Annotated in this window: 17 protein-coding genes; all 17 read right to left on the minus strand. The window is 56.0% G+C overall.

Features of this window, described 5'->3' with window-relative positions:
• Nucleotides 1-44: 44 nt before the first annotated feature.
• Entirely contained in the window at nucleotides 45-644 is a 600-nt protein-coding gene (locus tag H1Y61_RS16440; protein ID WP_041697512.1) for a rod-binding protein, read from the minus strand.
• A gap of 32 nt (nucleotides 645-676) precedes the next feature.
• Nucleotides 677-1,090: a hypothetical protein gene (locus tag H1Y61_RS16445; protein WP_070151679.1), complete on the minus strand. Its 414-nt coding sequence runs from the start codon at nucleotides 1,088-1,090 to the stop codon at nucleotides 677-679.
• 63 nt (nucleotides 1,091-1,153) lie between these two features.
• Nucleotides 1,154-1,906 carry a flagellar biosynthetic protein FliR gene (gene fliR, locus H1Y61_RS16450; RefSeq protein ID WP_015914973.1) on the minus strand — a complete coding sequence of 251 codons (753 nt, stop codon included), beginning with the start codon at nucleotides 1,904-1,906 and terminating at the stop codon, nucleotides 1,154-1,156.
• A complete protein-coding gene (gene flhA / locus H1Y61_RS16455) occupies nucleotides 1,903-3,993 on the minus strand; it encodes a flagellar biosynthesis protein FlhA (RefSeq protein ID WP_015914972.1) in 2,091 nt (696 codons plus the stop codon). Before flhA ends, fliR begins: the two co-directional genes overlap by 4 nt.
• Before the next feature lie 123 nt (nucleotides 3,994-4,116).
• A complete protein-coding gene (gene fliQ / locus H1Y61_RS16460) occupies nucleotides 4,117-4,383 on the minus strand; it encodes a flagellar biosynthesis protein FliQ (protein ID WP_015914971.1) in 267 nt (88 codons plus the stop codon).
• A gap of 151 nt (nucleotides 4,384-4,534) precedes the next feature.
• A complete protein-coding gene (gene flgD / locus H1Y61_RS16465) occupies nucleotides 4,535-4,990 on the minus strand; it encodes a flagellar hook assembly protein FlgD (RefSeq protein ID WP_015914970.1) in 456 nt (151 codons plus the stop codon).
• Complete coding sequence (gene flbT, locus H1Y61_RS16470; protein ID WP_015914969.1) at nucleotides 4,981-5,430, minus strand: flagellar biosynthesis repressor FlbT; 450 nt, start codon at nucleotides 5,428-5,430, stop codon at nucleotides 4,981-4,983. The genes flgD and flbT overlap by 10 nt, the downstream gene beginning before the upstream one ends.
• Complete coding sequence (flaF, locus tag H1Y61_RS16475) at nucleotides 5,427-5,774, minus strand: flagellar biosynthesis regulator FlaF (protein ID WP_060716418.1); 348 nt, start codon at nucleotides 5,772-5,774, stop codon at nucleotides 5,427-5,429. Before flaF ends, flbT begins: the two co-directional genes overlap by 4 nt.
• Before the next feature lie 34 nt (nucleotides 5,775-5,808).
• Nucleotides 5,809-6,876 (minus strand): flagellar hook-associated family protein, encoded by a 1,068-nt coding sequence (locus H1Y61_RS16480; RefSeq protein ID WP_015914967.1) that lies wholly within the window; start codon nucleotides 6,874-6,876, stop codon nucleotides 5,809-5,811.
• 3 nt (nucleotides 6,877-6,879) lie between these two features.
• Nucleotides 6,880-8,334: a flagellar hook-associated protein FlgK gene (gene flgK, locus H1Y61_RS16485; RefSeq protein WP_174110029.1), complete on the minus strand. Its 1,455-nt coding sequence runs from the start codon at nucleotides 8,332-8,334 to the stop codon at nucleotides 6,880-6,882.
• Between the two features lie 24 nt (nucleotides 8,335-8,358).
• A complete protein-coding gene (locus tag H1Y61_RS16490) occupies nucleotides 8,359-9,615 on the minus strand; it encodes a flagellar hook protein FlgE (RefSeq protein WP_174110027.1) in 1,257 nt (418 codons plus the stop codon).
• Between the two features lie 130 nt (nucleotides 9,616-9,745).
• Nucleotides 9,746-10,417, minus strand: a complete 672-nt coding sequence (rem, locus tag H1Y61_RS16495) for a transcriptional activator Rem (RefSeq protein ID WP_015914964.1) — start codon at nucleotides 10,415-10,417, stop codon at nucleotides 9,746-9,748.
• A gap of 336 nt (nucleotides 10,418-10,753) precedes the next feature.
• Nucleotides 10,754-11,302, minus strand: a complete 549-nt coding sequence (locus tag H1Y61_RS16500; protein ID WP_174110025.1) for a transglycosylase SLT domain-containing protein — start codon at nucleotides 11,300-11,302, stop codon at nucleotides 10,754-10,756.
• Nucleotides 11,268-13,124 (minus strand): flagellar hook-length control protein FliK, encoded by a 1,857-nt coding sequence (fliK, locus tag H1Y61_RS16505; RefSeq protein WP_180573233.1) that lies wholly within the window; start codon nucleotides 13,122-13,124, stop codon nucleotides 11,268-11,270. Before fliK ends, H1Y61_RS16500 begins: the two co-directional genes overlap by 35 nt.
• Nucleotides 13,121-14,572 (minus strand): chemotaxis protein MotC, encoded by a 1,452-nt coding sequence (motC, locus tag H1Y61_RS16510; RefSeq protein WP_180573234.1) that lies wholly within the window; start codon nucleotides 14,570-14,572, stop codon nucleotides 13,121-13,123. Before motC ends, fliK begins: the two co-directional genes overlap by 4 nt.
• Before the next feature lie 4 nt (nucleotides 14,573-14,576).
• A complete protein-coding gene (locus H1Y61_RS16515; RefSeq protein WP_180573235.1) occupies nucleotides 14,577-15,911 on the minus strand; it encodes a MotB family protein in 1,335 nt (444 codons plus the stop codon).
• On the minus strand, nucleotides 15,908-16,558 hold the full coding sequence (locus tag H1Y61_RS16520; RefSeq protein WP_180573236.1) for a flotillin family protein: 651 nt from the start codon (nucleotides 16,556-16,558) through the stop codon (nucleotides 15,908-15,910). The genes H1Y61_RS16515 and H1Y61_RS16520 overlap by 4 nt, the downstream gene beginning before the upstream one ends.
• Nucleotides 16,559-16,602: the final 44 nt, after the last annotated feature.

A 16,602-nucleotide genomic window follows, 5' to 3' on the forward strand; every position in this document is an offset into this window, starting at 1 on the left:
ATAATCATGCACTGCTACAAACTGTGTGCCTCACGGCGATAAGATCAGACTGTGGCTGCGCCAGAGAAGGGCGCCTTTACCGTGTCAGTTGCCTCTTCGGAACCCGAAAGGCCGAGTGACTTGCGCTCGATCTCGTCAAGCCGCATCTGCGCCATGTTCTGCTGAGCGGGGTCTGTCGTGGCGTTCTGGGCGCCCTTGTTGCGCAGTTTTGCCATTTCATCGGCATACATCTGCTTGGCAATACCAACGCCACCACGCTCGGAAATGGTATTGCCGATCTGCTCGGCCATCATGCTTTTCCAGATTTCACCAGCATTGCCCTTGCCAAAAACAGCTTCACTATCCTTGGGCAGCATGTTGGAAATGAAATTCTGCAACACGATACCTTCATATTGCCGGTAAGGCTTGGGAATATCGCTCGCCTTGATCGTATTGGTGGCGCGATTGGCCAGCCCCGCCTTGGTGGAAGCGCCGTCGTTCAAAGTGTTCATCGCCACTTCGAAACCGGCGCTTTTTTCGTTCAGGCTAGCGGCCTGGACACTGGCGCGTGCCGATTGCAGCCTTTGCTGGGCCTCTGCCATGGCAGACGGTTCGGCCGCCCGCACAACATCCATAACAAGATCGCTTGGAGGAGAAATAGCCACGGTGTTCGTTCCCTGAAAATCAACTGGAACCACTATCTCTCGTGAAGCTTGCTGGAGGCTGGTGTGGCAAATGTCAGGTCGATCAGATCCTGAAGCGTTTCGTCTTCGGCCTCGCGATCCTCGTGTCCGCGCGCCTCGAGCATCTTGTCTTGCAGCCGTTCCGCCTTGGTGCGCTGGCGCAAAACCTTGTTTTCCTGCACCCGCTGCACATCGGCCATGCGCCGGTCATCGCCCGAAAGCCGATCGAAGCGGTCTGCATAGGATTGGGCAAACAGCCTATGCACCGGGTCCATCGACCCCAGCGCCTCGATCACCCGTTCGAGGCCAGCGGCAATTTCCTGGCGCTGGCGCGCGGTCTCGACGAGATCGTATTCGGCGATCTTTTCCAAATGCCGCTGCACGGCCACCAGCCGCTTCAATTTCTTGGATTTCTTATCGGGTCCCATGACACGGCCTCATCGAGAGCATCGCACTCATCCCTGGCTCTGTCATGTCAGTTGCCCCTCATGTCAATGCCCCAGGAAGATCGGTATGAAAGCGTCGGCGAACTGGCGCATCATCACCCCGATCGACCAATAAACCAGCAGCATTCCCCCCGTGATAAGATAGGGGGTGGATATGTAGTAGACCGGGATCTGCGGTGCCAGCTTGTTGACCAGGCCGACCCCGAGATTGAACATCAGGCCATAGATGATGAAGGGGCTGGAAAGCCGCAGCATCAGCATATAGGTCCGCGAGGCGGTATCCGTCAGCGTTATCAGCATCTTCTGGGTATCCGGCACGCCGCCCATCGGCATAACCGTATAGCTGTCTATCAGCGCCCGGAAGACGACATGGTGAAAATCCATCATGAACAGCATCATCAGCCCGCAAAAGCTGATCATGTTGGTCATCTGGTTTTCGGCACCGTCTTCCAGAACATCCGCCGTGGCCGTGCTGTTGAAACCGATCATCATCGTCAAGATAGCACCGGCAAATTGCAGGCCAAGCGTGAAAAATCGGGTAATCAGCCCAAAGACGGCGCCGATCAGCGTTTCCGTAAAGATCAACGCGACAAAAATCGAACCGCCGCTGCTCACCTTGGGATACACGGTATCCCACACAAGCGGCGTGCAGGCCATGGAGACCGCGACCGCGAGCAACAGGCGGATCTGGGTGGGAATGCGCGAGGACGCAAAACCCGGCATGGTCATGAAACAGGAACCGATACGGCAAAACACCAGAAACAGCGCCAGTACCGATCCTTGCGGATCAGTGATCATGAAATCGATCCCAGGATCTTGATTTCGATGCCTTTGGCCAATTCGACATGTGACAGCACCGGCAGGGTTGCAAACAAGCGTTCAATAATCATGCGCACATAAGACCGCGTTTCCGGCGACGTGACAAGCACGAAAGGCAGGCCGCGGTCCATGAATTCACGGATAACCCGGCTTGCCTGCTCGCTGAACTCTTCCAGCGAACGCGGGTCGATATCGAATTCGACAACCTCACCCTTGTTGTCGCGCTTCAGGGCCTGATGGAAGACCAGATCCCATTTGCTGCCCAATCGCAGAACCCGCAGCACGCCATTGTCGGTCAGATCGCCGCACAATTGCTGAGCCATGCGCACACGCACATGTTCAACGATCTGCTCGGTCTTGCGCACATGCGGCGCCAGTTCGGCCACAGCCTCGAGGATCAGATGCAGGTTACGGATCGACACCCGTTCGGCCAACAACAGTTTCAACACGGCTTGCAAGCCTGAATAGGACATATGCGAGGAGCAGATTTCGTCTGCCAGCTTCTTATATTCAGGATCGAGCCGATCGATCAGGATTTTCACGTCCTTATAGGACAAGAGCTGAGGCAGATTGTTGCGGATAACCTCGCTCAAATGGGTTAGCACGACAGAGACATTGTCGATCGGATGAAAGCCTTCGCGCTTCAAGTCTTCGGTAAAGGCTTCCATGATCGAGACGGCTGGCATGCCAAAGGCGGGTTCGCGAATCTCATCGCCCGGAATGCGCGGCTTGCGACCATTGCCGGTGACAACAAGCACTTCGCCAACCCGCAACAGGTTCGAGGCGATGGTCGTGCCATGGACCCGAATATGATAGGACTTGTCCGGGATGGCGATATCGTCCGTCACCTTGATTTCAGGCACGACAAAACCGTATTGGCTGGCGAATTTCTTGCGCATCTTGCCGACGCGGAAAGCCAGTTCCTGATGCGAGCCAAGCAGGCGGGTCGAAACCAGCTTGCCGAGCGCCAGTTCGATCTCGGAGGTTTTCAGCACGCTCTTGACCGAATCCTTTTCGGCTTCCTTGTTCTGAATAACCTTCTTTTCCTCGACCTGGCGCTTGGCAAGGTTCACGGCTTCCACCTGGCGGGGAATGTACCAGCTGCCGAACGCCATGAGACCACCCAGGATCACGAAGGGCAGCAATGGCAAGCCCGGAATGATCGCCAGAAGGAACATCAGGCCAGAAGCGACCGACAATGCACGCGGATAGCCGCTCAACTGGTTGATGACCGCTTCGTCGGTGGACCCGGCATTGCCGCCACGGGTGACGAGCAGGCCGGCGGCGAGCGAGACGATCAGAGCGGGGATCTGCGAGACCAGACCATCGCCCACCGAGAGCTTGACGAACACATCGGCTGCTTCGCTGATGGGCATGCCATGGCGGAAGTAACCGATGATAATGCCACCGACGATATTGATGGCGGTGATGATCAGACCAGCGACCGCATCGCCGCGCACGAATTTCGAGGCACCGTCCATCGCGCCGAAGAAGGAGCTTTCCTGCTCCAGTTCCTTGCGCCGGCGTTGAGCTTCGCTTTCCTCGATAATCCCCGCCGAGAGATCGGCATCGATCGCCATCTGCTTGCCGGGAATGGCATCCAGCGTGAAGCGGGCGCCCACTTCCGCGATACGGGTGGCACCCTTGGTGATGACGATGAAGTTGACGGTGACCAGGATCGCAAACACGATCAGACCGATCACGAAATCGCCGGACATGACCAGGTTGGCAAAGCCGGCAATGACACTGCCGGCCGCATCGTGACCCTGATGACCATGCGACAGGATAACCCGTGTCGTCGCGATATTCAGCGACAGGCGCACCATGGTCGAAATCAGCAGAATGGTCGGGAAAGAGGAGAAATCCAGCGGCCGTTGTATCCAGAGTGATACCATCAGGATCAGAACGGAAAGGGCAATGGAAAACGCCAGCCCCATATCGATCAGAAAGGGTGGGATCGGCAGAAAGAGAATGCAGAGAATAGCGACAATGCCCATGGCAAAGCCGATTTCTCGGCCGCGATTATTGGCAATTGTCGGAAGTGAGGTCGTCGGTGCTTGCGCCATGTCCTGTTCCATCTCTTCATGAGAAGGCTGGCGGAACGAGAATCCGCCATTATGGCGACAGGACTAGCGGACAAAGCTTGCGCGAGGATGCCCTTATCTCAGGACGAACGGCTGCACAGTGATTTAAAACCCGGATTGGACCCGGGAAAACACCAGATTGGCAAAAATCGAAATTTGAGAACCGACAAAGGGAGCAGAAATACCGATCGTCACCATGATCGCAACGATTTTCGGGACGAATGTCAGGGTCATTTCCTGGATCTGGGTCAATGCCTGGATCAAGGCGACCACGACGCCGACAATCATCGCGGCCAGAACGGCTGGCCCCGAAGCAATCAGCACGGTCCATACAGCGGCGCGCATGATATCAAGGGCATCTGCTTCATTCATCGGCATTCCTCCAGCGGCATCATGCCACCTGACACGACTCAATTGATAAAGCAAAATTCCTCAAATCCCAATCGATTTGAGGAATTTCACAGTCGTTAAAGCCTTTTGCATTTTCCATCTCGACCGGTTACGGCGGAATGGAAATGACCGATCAGGAGCCGCTCGAGAAGTTGACGCCGGTCTGCAGCTCTACTGTGCCGCCGCTGCTGGTGGTGAGTGTCACGGCGTCGTCGGCAACCTTGACGTTGGAGACAACACCCGTCGTTTCGCCGTCCGAGCTTGTTACCGTCTTGCCGACGATATCGCCAGCCCGCGTCAAGGCTTCCGCCTGCAACATGCTGCGCAGCAAGGTATTGGTCTTGATGGATTGCTCGACCTGCGAATAGGTTGCAAGCTGAGACACCTGCTCCGTGGCAGACATCGGATCCGTCGGGTCCTGATTCTGCAACTGCGCGATCAGAAGCTGAAGGAAGCTGTTATAGTCCATGGATGCGTCTGCCGCGTCCGAGTTGGCCGATGCGTTGGCAAACGGATTGGTATAAGTCGCCGAACTCGAAGAGGACGAGGAACTCGTTGATGTCGCTGAAGTCGTTGCGTCTACCGCCATGGCGCAATCTCCTTGCGGATCTGTTCGATCGTTGCCGGTGCCATTTCCTGGTTGTTCAGGATTCTATCCTCAAGCGGATAAAGACCGCGAATGGCCTTCAATGCATCGAAGGCGCGTCCTGAAACGACCTGGGCGTCGATCCGCTTCAGTTCGGCCAGGATCTCGTCATCCTGGAAGCAGGACAGCAACATCACGATCGACTTGCGGAACATGGTCAACGTCTGTTCCTTGCCTTCCGGATTGATGAGAATCATCTGGGCAATGAAATAGAGCTGGCGTAGTGGGGTATTGGCGTCTTCCGGCTGGAGCACGTGGTTTTCCAGCAGAAATGTCACATCGTTCAAGAATTCCAGGGCAACCTTCCGATCGACGCGCAAAACGGCACCATTGATAAAGATTCGTTCCCCGGATTTCAGCGAGATTCGCAAGGTGCTCTTCATTTAAGTCCATCCCTGATGATGGTGGTTACATCGATTATGCCTTGGTAATTGTCGGATTCCCGCTTTCTGATGCGGTCACATTCCTTCAATATCCAAAGGGCAATTGAAATGAGATTGGCTCGAAGTTCCGTGCCAAGCTGGTTGTCCGGCTGCTTGAGATCCTCAATGAAGCGGATCCAGACGCGGCGCGTGTAGTACAGAGCCTCGATGCCTTCACGGCCGTATTTTCCGGCAGTCCTGGCCTGGCTCAGCAAGTCTATCGATCTGTCGAGAACCTGGCGCTCACGCTCCTTAGCGTCGGCAACCCCATCCTCCATAATCTCATTGTAGGAAAACTGGTACATCTAGATTTCCTCTACTCCACCCCACCCTTGATCATCAAAGGTAATCCACAAGGCTGAGCTTCTGCAAGCGTGCGGTCAAGGTGTATGATGTCTCGACCAAGGATTGCAGGTTGTTCAAACGGGTCGATGCTTCATAGGCATCCACACCGGTCAAATCGCTTATTTGGTTTTCAATAATGTCCTTCTGGGACGTTAAGGAATCGTTTGCATTGGTGACCCGTTCCTGAGAAAGGCCCAATTGTGTGCGCTCGTCATTGATGCCGGAAACGGCAAGACCGGAATATTCGATCGCCTTGGAGATCATCGCATTGCGGGTTTCGGTCGAGTAATTGCCATTCAGCATTTCGCTGCCGATCACCGAAACAAGGCCCGTATAGCGGAAGCCATCGGAGTTGGCGCTGGATGAGCTTTGAATAACTTCGTTTTTGCTGATCCGGCTCGTCATTGTCTCATCGGTGGCCGCCGACCAATTGTCCGTCCAGTCCGCCCCGTCAAAGGATGGCTCAAGGACGTTCTCCATGAAATCGTCCATCTGGTCAGCGCTGATGCCACTGACGCCATCATCGTCAGGCGACATGCCGAAATATCCGGAAAACAGATTGTCGAAATTCTGCTTGGCGTCCGTTTCATTGCCGTCGTCATCGATATAATAGTAATCGGTGATCGGCTTCACATCGGTATTGATGCCAGAAAACAGATATTCACCGTTCACAGAGGTATTTGCCGCGTCAATGAAACTGTCCATCGCGCTTTTCATGGTCTTTTGCGCTGAGTCCAGCGTCGTACTGTCAGTGCTGGTACCAAGACCAACCAGCGTCGATTGCATTGTCGTTGCTGCCGATGCAATCGTATCCAACGCCGTCTGAGATGCATCAAGACGGGTCGAAACGATGGAATTGGTGTCCATCAGTGACTGCAAGCGCAGAGAATCCCGATTGAGATCCACGGCCGAAGAGGTCTTGGCGCCCAGTTCTGTTCCGACATCTGCGTATTTGCCGGTCGTCACTTCTGTCTGAGCATCCGACATCTGCTTTTGCGCATCACTGATCGTGAGACGCATGGCGTTCTGGATGGTAAGACTGGATATGCTCGATGTCTTCATGGCTTATGCGATCTCCAAGAGGGATTTCAGCATCTCATCGACAGCGTTCATCAGCTTGGTCGAAGCCTTATAGGATTGCTCGATATCGAGCATCTTCGACAATTCTTCATCGAGATTGACGCCGGTCTTGTTCTGATAGGCTTCCGTGGCCCGCTGCGACAAAGCGGATTTGGTTTCATTGGCTGAATCCGCCGTCGAACGATAGCTTTCGAGCCAGCCGACGGAGTTCGAGGCATAGTCAAGGACATTGGAGGTGTCACCGAGGCCTGCCGATGAATCGAAGTCCATGTCATCTTCGAAACCTGTGACAAAGTCGTCGAGCAATTCCGAATAGCTGACACCTTCCGTCGTATTCCAGGTATAATTGGAGCCATTGGCGCCACCATCGCGCAAAAGGGTCGGATCGCCATCATCCGCGGTCACGTAAGCACTGTTGACCTTGAATGATTCCGAAATACCGGAAACAAGCGTTCCATCTTCCGGCGTCGTTCCTTCTTCCCATGTGAAGAGGCCCGGTATGTCATTGTCTTTAGTTGATGGCTCCGTTTCCGAAAATAACTTGATCAGCGAGCGCGAGGTCTCATCCAACTGCTGCTGCATCTGCGGCGCAATCGAATCGCGGATCTGCAGATTGGCGGCGATCGATCCTTCCGCCGTGGTGTTCCCCCCCGTACCAGCCTTGACGGGAACGCCGTCGATATAAACCGAGTTGCCCTCGGTTGAAGCGCCGTAAGCGCCGGTCGAGTCGAATGTCACCGTCCTCGGCTGCTTGTCGAACAGCACGGTGCCATCATTGGTGTAGAGCGCCATGTCGTTGTTATCGCGCTTGACCGACGAAACACTGACAATCTTCGAAATATCCGAGACGAGTTTGTCGCGCTGGTCGAGGGCGTCGTTTGGATCGTTCCCTGTTGCCGTCGCTTTGACGACGGACTGATTGACGGTCTCAAACTGCGACAGAAGATCGTTGAGCTTGCTAACATCGTCCTTGATGGCGTCGTCGGCCTGAGCCCGGACGTTACTGATACCCTCGGCAGTACTGTTAATCGAGGTGGCGACATCCTGGGCTGCGCTGACCGCCGTTTCCGCCAGGGACAATTCGCTGGGCTGCGCCGCATAGGATTGCATCGCATCCCGAAGCTTGTTGATATAGGTCGAGGGTGACGACTCGTAGTCGTTGCCGCCGAGAAGTGCCTTCAACTGGTCCAGACCGGTATTGAGCGTATCCTGCCCTTCCGCCTGGGACTGGCCTGAAAGCATCTGCTTTTGCAAGACAGCATCTTCGGAGCGGGTCGTAACGACCTGCGCTCCTCCGGTGCTGGTCGAAATAGTGGCAGCGTCACGCTTGACGTAACCTTCCGTCTGGGAGTTGGCAATATTCTTCGACAGAACCTGCGACTGGGTGCTGGAATTGCCGAGAGAAGTTGTTGCCGTATTCATCGTTGACGAAAGAGACATGACACTGCCTTTAAAAGAATAGGATTACCGCTTCAGACTGATCAGCGTATCCAGCATATCCGCCGCCGTCTGGAACACCTTCGAATTGGCGCTATAACTGCGTTGGGACTGGATCATGTTGGTCAGTTCAGTCGCGAGATCGACATTGGAACTTTCAAGCGTCTTGGAATTGATGCTGCCGAAGCTGCCAGTATTGGCAAAACCAACCACGACCGTGCCTGCATCCGCCGTGACCTGATAGGCCGTGCCGTTGACCGATTTCATATTGTCGGGGCTGGCAACCGTTGCCAGTGCCACCTTGTAAAGATTGGCGGTCGATCCATCCTGATAGGTCGCAACAATATTACCGTTGCTGTTGACCGTGACGGAGGATGCCGCGCTGGCTCCGTTGCCATCGACGTCGCCAGTCGAAGAATTGGCGCTATTCAACTGGGTCATGTCCGACATATCCACCTCGATCGTCTGAGGCGAACTGGTCGTGCTATCGGTGAAGGTAAACGTTCCGCCGCTGGAGACCGCGCCATCGGAATCGAAGGTCAGTGTCGTGCTGCCGAGAACACCATTGGTATAGGGAAAATTGGTCTCGTCGGTTGCCTCGCTAGTGCGGAAAATATCCGCCTGCCATTCGTTGTCGGCGGTCTTGGTATAGTAGATGTCATACTGGTTGGCATTACCAAGACTGTCATAGGCAACCATGGAACTCTTGAAGGTCCATGTCGCGCTAGCGCTATTGCTGGAGGGCAGATCGCTGGTCACGATATCAGAACCCGACTTCAGGTTACCGTCGATCACTGCATTGGTCGTGGCATTGGCCGAGATGCTGCTGTCCTGGATCTTAACGGGTTCGAGACCTTCGAAACCATTGATAACAGAGGCCGGTTCGCCATTTTCGTAGGAATAGCCCAGCAGGGTATAGCCGGCCGAATTGACCATATACCCACTGTCATCGGCCTGAAAATCACCTGCCCGTGTCAGGAAGACGCTGCCCGCTGCATCCTGAACCACGAAATAACCATCGCCCTTGATCGCCAGATCTGTTTCCGATGTGGTTGACTGATAGGAGCCTTCCTCGGAAATGCTGTTGACCGTGGTTGTCTGTACACCACCGGAATTGTAGGTGCCGCTGCCGGAAGATCCGACCACGAGGCTGGAAAATGCGGTTGATACCCGCTTGTAGCCTGTCGTATCCGAGTTTGCGACGTTGTCGCCGACCGTGCTCAGCTTGCTGGCCTGGGCCTGCAAACCGGATACGGCTGTATTCATGCTGCCTGAAAGGCTCATACCACGTCCCCATTCGATCGTCGTGTGAGAAGATTATGAAGTGGGCCTTGCGTGAAGCTGTTTGAAAAAACGCTTAAGAGCACATTTGGCTGCAAGGCCCTGAGAATCTGGCGGCATGGCCGCCAGATTGTTATTTCCAATCAATACAATATCCAAGGAACCGCTTGGAATCGACCGGGTCGACACCAAGCTTCTTGCGCAGTTTCTTGCGCAGCTTGCTGATATGGCTTTCGACCACGTTCTCTTCGACTTCCTCGTCGAAAATGCCGTAGATCGCATTGAAGATTTGAGACTTGGACACTCGCCGGCCGCGATTGGCGACTAGATATTCCAGAATGCGGCGCTCGCGGCGCGGCAAGGGGAAAATCTCTCCACCGATCTCGGGATCGCGGCCATCCGAATAAACGCGGATCGCGCCGATTTCCGTATAGTTGGCCACAGCCTTCAGGCGCCGCCGAATGGCCGCAGCTCTCGCCAGGATTTCCCGAGGGTGGACCGGCTTACGCACCACGTCATCCACGCCACTGTCAAACAGGGCAAGTGTTGCTTCCAACGATGGCTGGTCACTGACCGCAATCACCGGAGCCGTCGTACGATCCCTGATGGCCCGAGGCAGATCGCCTGTGCGATCTCCCTGACCAAGCAGAAACGCTTCCACGGCTGCAACATCGCTATCGGCTGCCGAGGCAACCCATTCACCAAATTCGATCGGGTCAAACCCGGTCGAAGGTATTCCTTCACGTCCAAATAAAGACGTGTATCCATTCTTAACGAGCTCGCGCTCATCAACCACTACGATCATTCGTCCGCCTCCGAATCAGTGTGGTGTTTCAACACAACAATGGGTACGAATCGGGGGCTAAAACGACAACTGTAGAAAGTTAATGATAGTTATTAATAGTTGATTAAGATTTTAGAGGTGATTTGACCTACATCTTGTGTCACTGCCGCTAACCACATACTATTTTTCTGTGAAAAAGGTTAACAAAACGCTTGCAAAGCCGCGAGCACATGAAAAAATTATTCGATACTAATGTGGGCAAGATCGGGGCAGGCAATCAACCAAAGATTGTTTTTGCTGACAGAACGGCATTGTGATCTCTGACAGAGAAGCCATCATTTCCGGCGTGCCAGGTTGTTATTGCTGACAAAATTGCCGCGCATTCGCGGTCCAGTTGCCGTATCCGGTTGCAACGAGATTGGCGATGACCCTGCAAACATAGCGTTTTTGCGCTGGATCGTTGTTGGGACCTGCATGATAGCGCGCCACTGCCATTGTCCAGGTTTCGTGTCTTCCATGCAACGCGACCAGGAATTTTGCGGCGTATTCGACGTTCCGTTTCGGGTCGAACATCTCTTCGAGCGAGTGGAAATTCTCGTGATGGAAATAGTGGTTGATCTGCATGCAACCAATATCGATCAATTTCGCGCCCTGTTGCTTGGCGAGCGCGAAGGTTTGCATGGCATCTGTCATGGAATCGGGGAACAGCGCCTTGCCCTCGACATTGAGAGCGTAAGGCTGAAGTGACCCTTTGCGTCCGGTTTCCGTAAGGCCGACCGAATAGAGGATCCCTTCAGGGATCCCGTATTTGGCCGCAGCGTTGCTAATTTCGCGCTCGCATAATCCCGCTGAAGCCGAAGCGTAGCTCTCGTTACAGGTAAAGCTGACCGCTACCGCCAGAAGCATTGCCGCCGGTGCCCACCGTCGCAGAACGTGCCGCATCATCGACTGGACCTCCGGATGTCTGTCCATAGACATCAAAAATCGGCTGCGCTTGTGAGCGGTTGCCGCCCTGGCTGGAACTGCCACCGCCCTGCTGCATGCTCTGCTGATTGCTGCTCTGGCTCTGGGAATTGGTCTGGTTGGCGTCATTACTGGGCTTTTCAGTGCTGGCTATGCTGATCTGGACGTTGTCCACGGAGAAGCCGTGGCTTTTCAGCGCCGTTACAAGACCGTTCTGGTCTTCGTTCAGCTTTCGATAAGCCGCGCTGTTTTCAACAACCAGGCTGACCGTCAATTCGCCATTCGTCAGCTTCAATGTCGCCGTGACACTCCCAAGATTTTCCGGCGTCATCTTCAGTTTGAGCGTGTTCATCGTTCGATCGGTGCTGATCTGTTCGCTGGCGCTGAGCTTATCGGAAGCATGACTGTGCATCGCCTGCGCCCAGGAACTGTCACCGGCCATGGATGCGGCAATATTGGCGCCATTGCTGGTGTTGACCGGGGCAATAATGCGTCGGCTGTCAAGCACGCTGACATTCTGCAACGGATCGATACCTGTCGTTGCTGGCTGGCTTGCGGTATCATCGGCAGGCGACGCCGCCGAGGCATCGCTGCTGGTGACCATATGCAGGGCATCCGCAACACTGCTATCCTTGACCGTCTCCTTGCTCGCCGGTGAAACGGCATCCTGCTGCCCCGACTGGACGGACTTGGCCTGCTTGGCAAAATCAACCGCTGCGGTACCCTGGCCGATCTTACCCGTCTTGTCATCCTGCGACGCAACCTGGCCGGCGACGGCGGTCAATGCCGTATCGCCGTTACTGGTGGCCGACCCGGCGGCTGTCTGGCTGCCTGCTTGACGGGCAGCGTGCTGCAATTGTCCGGCGCTCAAATCGCCCAATAATGTCAAGGCATCCTGGGCACCTGTCGCTGCCTTTGGCTCTGCAGCAGTGTCTTTTGTATCCTCTGCGGCAGGCTTTGCCGTCTTGGAACTGTCCTTGGTCTGGCTTTTGGTAACCCCCGGCATGTCTGACTGAGCCGCCGCCGTAGCGGCTTCCTCATCGGTCGCTGTCGACTTGAGGGCTGCCAGGGCCGCGAGCAAAGGCGCACTGTTTTCCTGCCGGCCCTTGATGGCGATCTTGCCGGTATCATCTCCAGCGCTGTCAGTTTCGGCAGCGAGCGCTTCCTCCGCATTTGCGCCAGCAGTAGCAGCCTCAGTCGTGGCATCATCCTGCTGGGTCAGGGCCGCAACAAGCTTTGCGAGCATCCGGCTCTCATCCGTCTTCTCCCCGGAGGAAGATGCGGTCTCTGTTTGCCCTTCCGTCTGGCCCTCAGCTTGGGTTTGGGTTTGGGCTTGTGTCTTGGTCTGGCTCGCCAAAGCCTTGGCAATCAGCGCAGCCGCCCTGGAATCACCAGCAGCTATCGGCGCATTGCCGACGGTTTGCGACGGTGCCTTGCCGTCATCGCTGGCGACAGTGGCTTCATCATCAGCCACATTCCCCTGCTCCACCTCAGCCGAACGCTCCTGATATGCTGTAGCAGATGTCGCTGTGGATGTGGTTGATTTGGCCGATGACGAGGAACCCGCAGTCGAACGGGTGTTTGTCTGGTCCTGATCCACAGGAGCATCGTCATCGTCTGCCTTTTGCTCCTGCGCTTGGCTACGGTCAGCCGTATCGGCCAGAGCGTCCAGAAAACCCTTGCCCGCGCCCTTGCTTTGATCGGAACGGCTGCTGCTATAGGCTGGCGAAGCGGCAGAACCTGCTGTGATAGTGGCATCGATCATTTCGTTACGCCCTCCCCCTTCAACATTTTATCTATTTCTTCAAGTTTAGATCGGCCACCGCTCATGAATGTCTGGAATTCCGGATCAGGCTTCTGCTTTGCATCTGCCGCGGCCGGAGTAACCGGCGCCGTGCCAATGCCAGCATCGGGCATTGCATTCGCCTTGTCTGGAACGCCGGGGTCCTGCTGATCGGACACATTGGCCACACTCTCTGGGGCAGTATTGTCTCCAGACGGCGGTGGTGTGCTTGGCGAAGCCGATGGGCTTTGCGGCGCGGTAGGCAAGGTAATAACCTCCTGCGCGACGGCCCGGGCCGCTTCCAGCAAGGCGTTGTCGGAAGCCGACAGTTGATCTTTTGGCAATTGCGAGATCGTGTTGAGCGCGTTTTTGACGTCGGTGGTCGAAATCAACGCCGCGCCGCCATAAAGCAGCGCCTGAGGGTCGTTTTTATCTGGCAGACCCGCCAGGCTTTGCGCCTGGCTGGAGGCAAGACTGGCCAAAGCCTGATTGCCGTTGATCGTCGCGCGACGCGCAATGCGCAGATAGACTTCGCGCTGACGATCCGGATCCATGGTCGCCAATGTCGCCAGAATATCGTTCTTATCCAGCTCCGAGAAATGATCGACAACCAATTGCACCAGCAGATCGGCAAATTGGCTGGCATAGGGCGAATAGAGAAAGCGGCGGACATAGCGATTGGCATAGGCCATGGCGCGACCATTCTGGCCGGTATCCATGGCGATCTGGAAGGACCGCCGCAGCGCCGCTTCCTCGACGATGGTGCCGGGCGCAACAAGGCGGGCGATATCGAAGAATTTAAGGGCCGCAGCCGGATCTTTCACCAGGGTGACATTCCCAGCCACCAACGCGATATAAGGCCCGACCCGACCGTTCTGATAGAGCGGTACCATCTCGCCAAGCGAGCTTGCCACCAGCACACCTTTACCACTCAAGTATTTTCTCAACATATCGCTGACGCGGTTGTCGAAATGACCATCAACGTCGCGGGCAACGAGATAGTCCAGCGTCGCCGGATTACCCCCGCTCATCGTGTAGATCAGCGCCGCATCGACATTGCGGGGGTCTTCGAAATCCGAAGGCGCAGCCGTCCGCAGCCGCTTGTCGATCCGGGTCAGAAGAAAACGCTGCATATCCGCAGCTGAATGGTCGCCGCGAACGACCGAGTCCTGCACAAATTGCAGAGAGCGCAACATCAGATAAGGTGGTAGGTTATCACTGTCGCCGCCTGCGGCAGCGCTGCCAACAGGCCCCGTTGCGCCAGCAGCAGGAGCCGGAGCCAACCCGTTGCTTGCAGGGGGAGTTTGTCCTGCCGCATATGCCTGACCCGCACAGGCAACAGGACTGCCGACAGCCAGAGTCAGCAGCACGCCATAGAAGGCGAAACTGGAAAATCCAGATCTGGCACCCAGGGATCTGCGCGCGGTCATCACCTTACTTCTGGTCTCCCTGAACAAGGATCTCGATCCGTCGGTTTGCAGCGGCCAGCGGGTCTTCCGGCTTCAAAAGCCGGCGATCGGCAAAGCCGGACACCTGGGTAATACGGTTTTGTGCGAGCCCGCCGCGCACCAGCATGTAATAGGCCGAATGGGCGCGTGACATCGAGAGGCCCCAGTTGTCGTTATCAGGGCCTTTATATTGGCGTGCGTCGGTGTGGCCCCTGATAACCACGGCACCCTGGCGCTCCGCCAGCAACTTGCCGATCTTTTCCATCGCCAACACCATTTCCTTGCGAGGCACGGCGGAGCCAACATCGAACATCGGAGCCTGGGACTGGTCGGTCAGTGTTATCAGCAATCCACCTTCAGCCGGCTGCACAATCAACCCCTCGGCCAATTTACCCGCGACACCGCCAATTTCGGAGGCGATCTGCTGCTTAAGCTGGTCCGCCTGCTGTGTCTGATCGCTATCAGCCGATGCATTCTGCTCTTCACGGGCAACCTGCTTGGGATCAGGTCGCGCCTTGGGAACAGCAATTGCCACCTGCTGACCGTCAATTTCGACCTGTGGCTTTGCCGCTGGCTGAGACATCGACGGGGGATTGCCCTGCGCTCCATCCGGTGCGGCTGCGGCCGCCGCCGCAGAAGCCTGCTGATCGACCGGTTTTTGCGCGAATGGATCGGGCTTTGCCGCCGCCTCGGCCACGGTTTGCTGCTCGTCAGGCTTTGCTTTGCCGGGCTTGCCCTGCGCCGTCTGCATCTGCTGGCTCCAGAAATCCGGATCGAACGGGTCGCGGTAAGCCTCGCCACCCGACGCGCCGGTGGATGGGCCGGATTCGCTGGCTCCGCCTTCACCCTTGGCGCTGACATTGGCCTGTTGGCCAACTTCCTGGGCAATTTCGGCCAGGACGGAATAGGGATTTTCGAACAGGTCCGCTTCCGAATAGACAGGCTTATCACCCGAGGTCGAGGTCATGTCCTCGCCGGTTGCCGCCGCCTTGCCGAGCGTTTCCTCTTCGGCTTTGATTTTCGAGCGTTCCTTGCTTTCCTCGCCCTCAGCCTGATCGACCGGCTTTTTGACGCCCTTCTCGGTCGGCTTTTCATCGGCCAGCTTGATCGGATTGAAATAGCTCGCAACTGAAGCAGTCGTCTTCTCATTGGCGGCGTTGACCAGCCACATGACCAGGAAGAAGGCCATCATCGCGGTCATGAAGTCGGCATAGGCAATCTTCCAGGCGCCGCCATGGGCGCCGTCGTGATCGCCGCCGCCATGCCGCTTGATAACGATGATCTCGTTCTTGCCGTGGTGGTGATTTTCAGCGTCGCTCATGCCAGAACTTTCTTCAGACTGGCCGTCCAGGCGGAAATCCGGGTGACCAATGCCGCGCCACCGACATCGACCGTCAGATCGAGATCATCGGCCTCGACGTGTTTCAGCAACAGGTCTTGTCCTTCCATCAGGTTGGCAAGCTGCTTGAACAGCGCGGCAGGCCCGGTCACGGTGATCTGACCTGCGGCTCCCTCCAGGACGGCAGCCTTCAACAGGCTAGAAATATCCTCCAGGGCCTTGTCTACGAGCATATCCGATAGCAAAGGCGCCAATGTCTCGACTGTTTGGCTGCCGACAATGCGCGACAGGTCCGAGGCGATCTGCTGAAGCCCTTCGGCAATCACACGTGCCAGTTCCGCGTGATGCTTGTCCGTCAGTTCCTGAAGCGCTTCGGCATGAGCCTTTTCGAGGATGCTGAGCGCTTCGGCGTGACGTTCATCCGCCGCTTTAACCGCTGCGTCGTGGCCATCCGCATAGGCATCCTGTCGCTCTTTTTCCACATCGACCGGATCTGGCTGAGGAAGCTCAAGCATTGGCATATCCGGAAACATCAACGCGTCATCGTTGAAACTCACAGGCTCCGCCGCCATCGGCGCTGGCCGCGGTGCAGAAAAATCCTTCAGATAATGAGCGAGCGGCATCGTCATGTCATTTTCTCCCGGACCTTACGGCCCTTATCGTCGAGACCGCG

The organism is Agrobacterium vitis, from assembly GCF_013426735.1.
Classification (GTDB): domain Bacteria; phylum Pseudomonadota; class Alphaproteobacteria; order Rhizobiales; family Rhizobiaceae; genus Allorhizobium; species Allorhizobium vitis_D.